The 10130-nt window shown below is 71.2% G+C and carries 9 protein-coding genes; 3 read left to right on the top strand and 6 right to left on the bottom strand.

Annotated elements, in window-relative coordinates:
- The 3 genes from ADBZ5U_RS11320 to ADBZ5U_RS11310 form a co-directional block, all read right to left on the bottom strand.
- Positions 1–1190, bottom strand: a 1190-nt coding sequence (locus ADBZ5U_RS11320; protein ID WP_526265441.1) for a vWA domain-containing protein, incomplete at its 3' end; no start/stop codon positions are given.
- 16 nt (positions 1191–1206) lie between these two features.
- Positions 1207–2085, bottom strand: coding sequence for an AAA family ATPase (locus tag ADBZ5U_RS11315; RefSeq protein ID WP_526265443.1), 879 nt, complete (start codon positions 2083–2085; stop codon positions 1207–1209).
- Between the two features lie 15 nt (positions 2086–2100).
- Positions 2101–3348, bottom strand: coding sequence for a glutamate-5-semialdehyde dehydrogenase (locus ADBZ5U_RS11310; protein WP_526265439.1), 1248 nt, complete (start codon positions 3346–3348; stop codon positions 2101–2103).
- A 135-nt stretch (positions 3349–3483) separates the two neighbouring features.
- Between ADBZ5U_RS11310 and ADBZ5U_RS11305 the strand changes: the two genes are divergently transcribed.
- Positions 3484–4458 carry an alpha/beta hydrolase gene (locus tag ADBZ5U_RS11305; RefSeq protein ID WP_526265437.1) on the top strand — a complete coding sequence of 325 codons (975 nt, stop codon included), beginning with the start codon at positions 3484–3486 and terminating at the stop codon, positions 4456–4458.
- 7 nt (positions 4459–4465) lie between these two features.
- Here the strand turns inward: ADBZ5U_RS11305 and ADBZ5U_RS11300 are convergent, their stop codons facing one another.
- Positions 4466–6508, bottom strand: coding sequence for an NAD(+) synthase (locus tag ADBZ5U_RS11300; RefSeq protein ID WP_526265435.1), 2043 nt, complete (start codon positions 6506–6508; stop codon positions 4466–4468).
- Between the two features lie 70 nt (positions 6509–6578).
- Between ADBZ5U_RS11300 and ADBZ5U_RS11295 the strand changes: the two genes are divergently transcribed.
- Positions 6579–7412 carry an NAD-dependent protein deacetylase gene (locus tag ADBZ5U_RS11295; protein WP_526265433.1) on the top strand — a complete coding sequence of 278 codons (834 nt, stop codon included), beginning with the start codon at positions 6579–6581 and terminating at the stop codon, positions 7410–7412.
- A 9-nt stretch (positions 7413–7421) separates the two neighbouring features.
- Positions 7422–8150 carry a hypothetical protein gene (locus ADBZ5U_RS11290; RefSeq protein WP_526265431.1) on the top strand — a complete coding sequence of 243 codons (729 nt, stop codon included), beginning with the start codon at positions 7422–7424 and terminating at the stop codon, positions 8148–8150.
- Here the strand turns inward: ADBZ5U_RS11290 and proB are convergent.
- Both proB and obgE read right to left on the bottom strand, forming a co-directional pair.
- Complete coding sequence (gene proB / locus ADBZ5U_RS11285) at positions 8123–9223, bottom strand: glutamate 5-kinase (protein ID WP_526265429.1); 1101 nt, start codon at positions 9221–9223, stop codon at positions 8123–8125. The two genes, ADBZ5U_RS11290 and proB, sit on opposite strands and share 28 nt — an antisense overlap.
- On the bottom strand, positions 9220–10130 hold a 911-nt coding region (gene obgE, locus ADBZ5U_RS11280), incomplete at its 5' end, for a GTPase ObgE (RefSeq protein ID WP_526265427.1). The genes obgE and proB, both read right to left, overlap by 4 nt.

Genomic DNA, 10130 nt, shown 5'->3' with positions numbered 1-10130 from the left:
CCGGGGAAGTTCTCGGTGAAGGAGACGAACGCGTTGCCGTAGTCGGAGTGCCCGTCGCGGGTGTAGACCCCGGCCTCCCGGGTGATGCGCTGGATCGCCACGGCGAGGTCGGCGTCCGGGCCGAACAGGTGGGTCACCTCGTCGGTGGTGTCGATGAAGGCGAAGACCCGGACCCGGGAGAACTGCTGGCGCAGTGCGTGCACCAGCAGCAGGGTGAAGTGGCTGAACCCGGCGACCGACCCGGAGACATCGCAGAGCACCACCAGTTCCGGGCGGGCCGGGCGGGGTTTGCGCAGCACGAGGTCGATCGGGACGCCGCCGGTGGACATCGACCTGCGCAGCGTCTTGCGCAGGTCGATCGCCCCGGCCCGGTGGCGCCGCCGTTTGGCCGCCAGTCGGGTGGCCAGCATCCGGGCCAGCGGCGCGACCACCCGGCGCATCTGGCGAAGCTGGTCTCCGGAGGCGCGCAGGAACTCGACGTTCTCGGCCAGCTGCGGGATGCCGTAGGTCTGTACGTGGTCGCGGCCCAGTTGCTCGGCGGTTCGGCGCTTGGTCTCACCCTCCACCAACCGGCGCAGCTGCGCGATCTTCCGGGCGGCAAGGGATTTGGCGATCTGTTCCTGGGTGGGAGAAGGGTCGTCGCCGTGCGGGGCGAGCAGCCCGGCCAGCAGTCGGCCCTCCAACTGGTCCAGGCCCATCGCCTTGAGCGCCTGGTATGACGAGTACGACGGGCCGCGGCTGGAGGTGTAACGGCCGTAGGCCTCCACGATCGCGGCGATCATCGCCACCAGCCGGTCGTCGAGATCGCCGATGTCGGGATTGCCGGTGAGCAGATCCAGCAGCATCCCGCGCATGGCCTCGACGTCCTGGGGATCGAGTTGCGCGGGTGGCCCGGCGGTTTCACCCTCCAGCACGGTGCGCCCGCCCAGGGCGGCCGGCCACCACAGGTCGAACAGGGCGTCGTAGGTCTGCCGATGATCCGCACGGCGCAGCACCGCACAGGCCAGGCCCTCGCGAACCGTCTCCCGGTCGGACAGGTCCAGCGCGCTGAGCACCTGGCCGGCGTCCACCGTCTCCGACGGCCCGACCGAGATACCCTGTGCGCGAAGGGCTTCGACGAAGCCGACCAGGTGGCCGGGCAGGCCGTGCGGGGCCAGCGGCTGCGGCGGTCGGGTCCGGCGGACTGCCATCTCGGTTCTGCTCCCGCTAGTTCAGCCGAAGCTCGCCGGCCGCGCGCAGCTGATCGGACTGGTGCTTGAGCACCACGCCCAGCGTCGCGGCGAGGGTGGCGTCGTCGATGGTGTCCATCCCCAGCGCCAGCAGGGTCCGGCCCCAGTCGATGGTCTCGGCCACCGAGGGCAGTTTCTTGAGTTGCATGCCGCGCAGCACCCCGACGATGCGGACCAGTTCCTCGGCGAGCCGTTCGGGTAGTTCGGGCACCCGGGACAGCAGGATGCGCCGCTCCAGTTCGGCGTCGGGAAAGCCGATGTGCAGGAACAGACACCGGCGTTTGAGCGCCTCGGACAGCTCGCGGGTGGCGTTGGAGGTCAGCACCACGAACGGTTTGCGGGTTGCGGTGATGGTGCCCAGTTCCGGCACCGTCACAGCGAAGTCCGAGAGCACTTCGAGCAGCAGGCCCTCGATCTCGATGTCGGCCTTGTCGGTCTCGTCGATGAGCAGCACGGTGGGTTCGGTCCGGCGGATGGCGGTCAGCAGCGGCCGGGACAGCAGGAACTCCTCGCTGAACACGTCGTCCCTGGTCGCCTCCCAGTCCCCGGAGCCGGACTGGATGCGCAGGATCTGCTTGGCGTGGTTCCACTCGTACAGCGCGCGGGCCTCGTCGACGCCCTCGTAGCACTGCAGCCGCACCAGACCCGACCCGGTGGCCTGGGCCACCGCGCGGGCCAGTTCGGTCTTGCCCACCCCGGCCGGGCCTTCCACGAGCAGCGGCTTGCCGAGCCGGTCGGCGAGGAAGACCGCGGTGGCGGTCGCGGTGTCGGGCAGATACCCGGTCCCGGTGAGCTTGGCGGTGACGTCGGCGATGTCGGCGAACAGCGGGGCCGGGCGGGCGGGTGTGGTGGTCAGGGGAGTCTCCAGTCCTCAGGCGGGCCGAATGTGGCCGTCGCCGTAGACGATCCACTTGGTCGAGGTCAGTTCGGGCAGCCCCATCGGGCCGCGGGCGTGCAGCTTCTGGGTGGAGATGCCGATCTCGGCGCCGAAGCCGAACTGCTCGCCGTCGGTGAAGGCGGTGGAGGCGTTGACCATGACCGCGGCGGCGTCGACGCCGTCGGTGAACCGTTGTGCGGCAGCCAGATCGCGGGTGACGATCGCCTCGGTGTGGCCGGTGCCGTAGGTGTTGATGTGCTCGATCGCGGCGTCGACGCCGTCGACGTAGGCCACCGCGATGTCCAGCGAGAGGAACTCGGCGCGCAACTCCTCTTCGGTCGGGTCGTCGTGCACGGTGACACCGGCGCGCTGCAGTGCCTCGACCAGGCGCGGCCCGGCGGTGTCGGCCAGGGCGGTGTCGATCAGCAGCGTCTCGGCGGTGTTGCACACACTGGGCCGACGGGTCTTGGCGTTCAACACGATTCGCTCGGCGACGTCGAGGTCGGCGTCGGCGTGGACGTAGACGTGGCAGTTGCCCACACCGGTCTCGATGGTCGGCACGCACGCGTCGCGCACCACCGCCTCGATCAGGCCCGCCCCGCCGCGCGGGATCACCACGTCGACCAGGCCCCGGGCCTGGATCAGGTGGGTGACGCTGGAGCGGTCGGCGCTGGGCAGCAACTGCACGGAGTCCTCGGGCAGTCCCTCGACTCGCAGCGCACCGCGCAGGACGTCGACCAGTTCGGCGTTGGAGTGCGCCGCCGAGGAACTGCCCCGCAGCAGCACCGCGTTGCCGGACTTCAGCGTCAGCCCGAAAGCGTCGACGGTGACGTTGGGCCGGCCCTCGTAGACCATGCCCACCACACCCAGGGGGACCCGCTGCTGGCGCACCCGCAGCCCGTTGGGCATCGTGCGCCCCCGCAGAACCTCGCCGACCGGATCCGGCAGACCGGCGACCTGGCGCAGGCCGGCGGCGATCCCGTCGACACGTTGCGGGTTGAGGGCAAGCCGGTCGAGCATCGCCTCGGGGGTTCCGGCGGCCCGGGCCGCCCGCAGGTCGGCGGCGTTGGCGGCCAGGATCCGGTCGGTGTGCGCCAGCACGGAGTCGGCGGCGGAATGCAGGGCCCGGTCCTTCACGGCGGTGGTCAGCGACCCGAGGGTGCGCGCGGCGACCCGGGCGCGGCGGGCGGCGTCGTGCACAGCCTCGCGGATGTCGGTTTCCGCGGCGATGTCCACACTCATCCGACCAGGGTATCGCTGCCAGCCAACCGGACGGTTGGGACCGCCGACAACCGCCGCGTCGCCATCGCCTAACGAAGCGATCACAGCCCGCATGGCCCCGCGGCGACAGGGGTCCGGGATTGCTAGTTTCCGGCCATGAGGTCCCGGACGGACTCCCGGCCACCGCGGTGCACCGCGGTGGCCGCCGCCGCGCTGCTGGCGGCGGCCTGCCTACCTGCGCCGGTCGCCGGCGCGTTCTCCCGGCCGGGCCTCCCCATCGAGATCTTCGACGTGCCCTCCCCGGCGATGGGCCGCGGAATCCGCGTGGAGTTCCAGGGCGGTGGCCGGCAGGCGGTCTACCTGCTGGACGGGTTGCGCGCCGAGGACCAGACCAACGGCTGGGACATCAACACCGCGGCGTTCGAGTGGTACGAGAAATCGGGCTTGTCGGTCGTGATGCCCGTCGGCGGTCAGTCGAGTTTCTACACCGACTGGTACCGGCCGGCGGCCGGTCGCGCCGGCACCGTCACCTACAAGTGGGAGACTTTCCTGACCCGCGAGTTGCCGGCCTGGCTGGCGGCCAACAAGGGCGTCGAGCCGACCGGTAACGCGGTGGTCGGACTGTCCATGTCGGGCGGCCCGGCGCTGACACTGGCGATCTGGCATCCCACCCAGTTCCTCTTCGCGGCCTCGCTGTCGGGGTTCCTGAACCCGTCGGTGGGGCTGTGGCCGATCCTGATCAACGTCGCCATGCGCGACGCCGGCGGCTACAGCGCCTACGACATGTGGGGCCCCAAGGGCGACGTCGCCTGGGCGCGCAACGACCCGACCGTCAACATCGGCCGGCTGGTGGCCAACGGCACGGCGGTATGGGTCTACTGCGGCACCGGAGCGCCCTCGGAGTTGGATCCGGATCCCTCCCTGCTCGGCTCGTTCTCGGCGGGCTACCTGGAGAACGTCACCCTGGACACCACCAAGGAGTTCCAGCGCAGGTACCTGGCCGCCGGCGGCCGCAACGCCGTGTTCAACTTCCCGCCCGCGGGAACCCACAGCTGGGGATACTGGGGCGCCCAACTGCAGGCGATGAAGGCCGACATCCAGCGGGTGCTGGGCGTCCGGCCTCCCGACTGAGGGTCGCTCAGCCCTGCGGGATCTCCCGTTCGATCTCCTGCAGCCACACGGTGGCCGCCATGTCCGAGGGCGCCCGCCAGTCCCCACGCGGCGACAGCGATCCCCCGTGGGACACCTTGGGTCCGTTGGGAAGCGCGGAGCGCTTGAACTGGCTGAAGGAGAAGTAGCGCTGGGCGAAGACCGCCAGCCAGTGCCGGATCTCCCCCAGGGTGTAGCCGGGCCGCTTTTCGGCCGGGTAGCCCGGCGGCCAGTCACCCCGGTCCGGGTCGCTCCAGGCGTGCCAGGCCAGGAAGGCGACCTTGGACGGCCGGAATCCGTAGCGCAGCACACCGAAAAGCGAAAAGTCTTGCAGCGCATAGGGTCCCACCGTGGCTTCGCTGCTCTGGACCTGCTCCCCCTCGCCGGCCGGCACCAGTTCCGGGGTGATCTCGGTGTCCAGCACGGACTGCAGCGTCTCCCCCACCTCGTCGTCGAACTGACCTGAACCGATGACCCACCGGATCAGGTGCTGGATGAGGGTCTTGGGCACTCCGGCGTTGACGTTGTAGTGGCTCATCTGGTCCCCGACGCCGTAGGTGGACCAGCCCAGCGCCAACTCCGAGAGGTCACCGGTGCCCAGCACGATCCCGCCGCGCTGGTTGGCGATGCGGAACAGGTAGTCGGTGCGCAGGCCGGCCTGAACGTTTTCGAAGGTGACGTCGTAGACCTGCTCGCCGCGGGCGTAGGGGTGCCCGATCTCGGTGAGCATCAGCGTCGCGGTGGGCCGGATGTCGATCTCGGAGAAGGACACCCCGAGGGCCTTGGACAGCGCGATCGCGTTGTTTTTGGTGCGCTCCCCGGTGGCGAAACCGGGCAGGGTGAACGCCAGGATGTCGCTGCGCGGGCGGCCCTGCCGGTCCATCGCCTTGGCCGCGACGATCAGCGCGTGGGTGGAGTCCAGGCCGCCCGACACCCCGATGACGACCTTGGGGTGGTCCAGCGCCCGCAGTCGCTGCTCCAGGCCGGAGACCTGGATGTTGTAGCCCTCGTAGCAGTCCTGCTCAAGCCGGACCGGGTCGCTGGGCACGAACGGGAAACGCTCGACCTCCCGGCGCAGTCCGATGTCGCCACCCGGCGGTTCGAGCCGAAAGTCGATGCGCCGGAAGGATTCCAGTGCGCCCTGGTGGTGACGCCGGTTGTCGTCGAAGGTTCCCATCCGCAGCCGCTCGGCGCGCAGCAGATCGAGGTCGACGTCGGCGACCGACCGGCGCTCCCCCCTGGGGAAGCGCTCCGACTCCGCCAGCAGGCGGCCGTTCTCGTAGATCATCGTCTGGCCGTCCCAGGCCAGGTCGGTGCTGGACTCGCCCTCTCCGGCGGCCGCGTAGAGGTAGGCGGCCAGGCAGCGCGCCGAGGCCGAGCGGGCCAGCAGTCTGCGGTCCTCGGCGCGGCCGATGGTGATGGGGCTGCCGGAGAGGTTGGCCAGCACCGTCGCCCCGGCCAGGGCCGCGAGCGCACTCGGCGGCACCGGCACGAACATGTCCTCGCAGATCTCGACGTGCAAAACCAGACCGGCCACATCGGAAGCGGCGAACAGCAGGTCGGGTCCGAACGGCACATCGCCGCCGAGCAGGCGGATCGTGCCGGTCGTGTCGTCGCCCGCCGCCACCTGGCGGCGCTCGTAGAACTCGCGGTAGGTCGGCAGGTAGGACTTGACCGCCACGCCGAGGACCCGGCCGCGGTGGATCACCACGGCGGTGTTGTAGATCCGGTGCAGGTGGCGCAGCGGGGCGCCGACGACGAGCACGGGCAGCAGGTCGGCGGAGGCGGCCACCAGGTCGGCGAGCGCGGCCTCGACGGCGTCCAGCAGGCTGTCCTGCAGCAGGATGTCCTCGATGGAGTAGCCGGACAGCGTCAACTCGGGGAAAACCGCCACCGCGACGCCGTCGTCGTGGCACTGCCGGGCGATCCGCAGCACCGAGGCGGCGTTGGCCGCGGGGTCGGCCAGCACGGTCTGGTGTGTGCAGGCCGCCACCCGGGCGAATCCGTGCCGGTAGGCCGAGAAGAAGTCCACGCCCTATTGTGGCCCATCCCCGGTGGCGGGGTGCCGCGCCGCCTGATCGAACTGACCTTAGTCTCGACGTGTGGACGCCCCGGAACTCCTCGCGCTGCTGACCGGCAGGCGGGTGGCGGTTCTCACCGGCGCCGGGATCTCCACCGACTCCGGCATCCCGGACTACCGCGGCCCGGACTCCCCGCCGGCCAACCCGATGACCATCCGCCAGTTCACCGCCAGCCGCGAGTTCCGGCAGCGTTACTGGGCGCGCAACCACCTGGGCTGGCGTCATATGGCCCGGACCGAACCCAACGCCGGTCACCGCGCCCTGGCCGCCCTGGAACAGGCCGGGGTGGTCTCCGGTGTGATCACCCAGAACGTCGACCTGCTGCACACCAAGGCCGGCAGCAGGCGGGTCATCAACCTGCACGGCACCTACGCGCGCGTGGTCTGCCTGGGCTGCGGACACGCCATGTCGCGGGCCGCGCTGGCTGAGGAACTGGAAGCCGCCAATCCCGGCTTCACCGCGCGGGCCGAGCGGGTGGGTGGGCCGGCGGTGGCCCCGGACGCCGACGCGGTCGTCACCGACACCGAGTCGTTCCGGTTCGTCGACTGCCCGCAATGCGGCGGCATGCTCAAGCCCGACATCGTCTATTTCGGCGAATCGGTGGCCAAAGAGGTTGTAGAGCAGGCCTGTTCACTGGTGGATTCCGCCGATGCACTGCTGGTGGCCGGCTCGTCGCTGACGGTGTTCTCCGGGTATCGCTTCGTGCGGCACGCCGCCGCCAAGGCGATACCGGTGGCGATCGTCAACCGTGGGCCCACCCGCGGCGACGATTTGGCGACGGTGAAGCTGGACGGGGGGTGCTCGCCGTTGCTGACACTGCTCGCCGAGGAACTCACCGGAAGCCGGTTGGCGTAGGGTCTCCGCATGACCTCCCCTCTCGATGTCGTGACCGCGCTGGCGGTGGGGTTCGGCCAGACGGTCCTCAAACCGGTGCGGCCCGAGCCGGGCCCGGCGACCGAACGGTGGGGGGTCGGCGTCGGCGAACTCGCCGCGCGCCTCCCCAAGCTGCCGGGACCGCTGCGCGGGGTGGCCCGCAAACTCAACCAATTCGGCTCTGTGGTGGTCAGCCCGGGCGGAATCGAGTTCGACGGCGACGAGGTGGCCTGGGATCGGGTCACCGAGATCCGGACCCGCCGACTGATCGGCTACCTGCTCACCGACTCGATCCCCAAACAGGTCGACCGGCTGCCGGCCTACCGGTTCCCCGGCCGCGGCCTGGTGCTCGCCGGTGCGATGCACGCCGCGCTGACCGCCGTCGCGGTGGTCGCCGACCCACCCCTGGACCGGGGCGTGTCGACCCTCTACATCGCGGCCGAGGTGCGCGGCCGGGGGCTGTTGCGCGGCAAGGACATTCAGCCCGGTCTGCCGGCTTCGCTAGTGCTGGCCGACCCGTCCGTGCGGGATTGCGTGGAGGCAACCGCGCGCCAGTACGGTATTCCGGTGCGTCAGGCGGATGACGACGCTCTGGAGCGGGCCGTCCAGCGGGCCGCGGTCATCCGCGCCACAATCGGCAGGGCAGTGGCGCTGGCCGGCAAGACCGTGACGGTGGTCGGCACGCTGGCCGGTCAGGCCGGGACCAAGTCATCGGCGTGAACGGCCGGCCGGCGTAACTCGGCCGGCAGGTCGGCGGTCGAACGCCCGATCATGGTGGCCAGTTCGGCGGCGTCGTAGGCGACCACCCCGCGGCCCACCATCTCCCCCGTCGGCCCGTGCAACTCCACGACGTCGCCGCCGAAGAACCGTCCCGTGCACGCGGTGATCCCGGCCGCCAGCAGCGAGCGGCGCTGCTCGACCACCGCCCGCACCGCACCGGCGTCCAGGCTCAGCGACCCGGCGGCGTCGGCGGCGTAGCGGACCCAGAACCGGCGGGCCGACATCCGGGTCGGCCGCGCGGCGAACACCGTCCCGGCCGAGGCCCCGGTGAGCGCGTCGGCGGCGTCGGCGGCCGCGGCCAGCAGCACCGGCACCCCGGCGTCGGCGGCCAGCAGGGCCGAGGACAACTTCGACGCCATCCCACCGGTGCCCAGCCGGCTGCCCTGCCCGGCCACCACACCGTCGAGGTCATCCGGCCCGGCGACCTCGGCGATGAAGCGCGCGTTGCCTTTTCGAGGATCGGCATCGTAGAGGCCGTCGATGTCGGATAGCAGCACCAGGGCCTCGGCCCCGACCAGATGGGAAACCAGAGCCGAAAGCCGGTCGTTGTCGCCGAACCGGATCTCGTCGGTCGCCACGGTGTCGTTCTCGTTGACGATCGCCACGGCGTGCAGTGCGCGCAGCCGGTCCAAGGTCCGCTGGGCGTTGGTGTGCTGCACCCGCTGGGAGATGTCGTGTGCGGTCAGCAGCACCTGCCCGACGGTGCGGTCATAGCGGCTGAAGGCGGTGCTCCAGGCATTGACCAGGGCCACCTGCCCGACGCTGGCGGCGGCCTGTTTGGTGGCCAGGTCCGTCGGCCGCCGGGGCAGGCCGAGCGGCTCGATCCCGGCGGCGATCGCGCCCGAGGACACGATCACCACGTCGGTGCCGGCCTTCATCCGGGCTTCGATGGCTTCGGCCAGCGCGGCAAGCCGGGTGGCGTCGAACAGCCCGGCGGAGTCGGTCAGCGCGGTGGTGCCGACTTTTACGACGATGCTGCGGGCGGCGCGGACGGCCTCCCGGTGGGCACTCACCCGTCGTCCTCGGACTCGCGCCGCTGGCGTTTGGCCTCTCGGCGCTCGGCGGCGCCGATCCGGTCGTTGCGCTCCACCCGGACGTCGGTGCCGCGACCGGACAGCGTCACGTCCACCCCGGCGGGCGTCTGCGGCTCCCAGTCGAAGGTCATGTCGCCGATCGTCACCGCGCACCCGGCCGTGGCCCCGCGCTTGAGCAACTCGTCCTCCACGCCGAGGCGCGCCAGCCGGTCACCGAGGTAGCCGACCGCCTCGTCGTTGTTGAAGTCGGTCTGGGCGACCCAGCGTTCCGGGCGGATGCCGCGCACGATGAAGCCGCCGGGATGACCGGGATCGGGCTCGACGGTGAACCCACTGGAGTCCACCGGGATGGGGCGGATCACCGGGCGGCGCGCCACCGCCGGAGGCTGCGCGGCCCGGTAGGCGGCGACCATCTCCCACAGCCCGAAGGTCAACTCGCGCAGGCCTTCCCGGCTCACGGTGGACACCTCGAAGACCGGCCAGCCGCGCGCCGCGACCTCCGGGCGGACGAAGTCGGCGAGCTCGCGGGCCTCCGGCACGTCGATCTTGTTGAGCACCACCGCACGGGGCCGGTCGGCCAGGTCACCCAGCGTGGAGTCGGCCTGCAGGGTGGGACGGTAGGCGGCCAGTTCGGCCTCGACGGCCTCGATGTCGGAGACCGGGTCGCGGCCGGGCTCGAGAGTCGCGCAGTCCACGACGTGCACCAGCACCGCGCAGCGCTCGATGTGGCGCAGGAAGTCCAGTCCCAGGCCGCGGCCCTGCGAGGCGCCCGGGATCAGCCCGGGCACGTCGGCCACCGTGAAGGTGCGCTCGCCGGCCGACACCACCCCCAGGTTGGGCACCAGGGTGGTGAACGGGTAGTCGGCGATCTTCGGTTTGGCCGCCG

Origin of the sequence: Mycobacterium sp. (assembly GCF_040398885.1) — a bacterium.
Classification (GTDB): Bacteria; Actinomycetota; Actinomycetes; order Mycobacteriales; family Mycobacteriaceae; genus Mycobacterium.
Note: the sequence above shows the minus strand (reverse complement) of the source record. Positions and strands in the feature narration are given on the sequence as shown.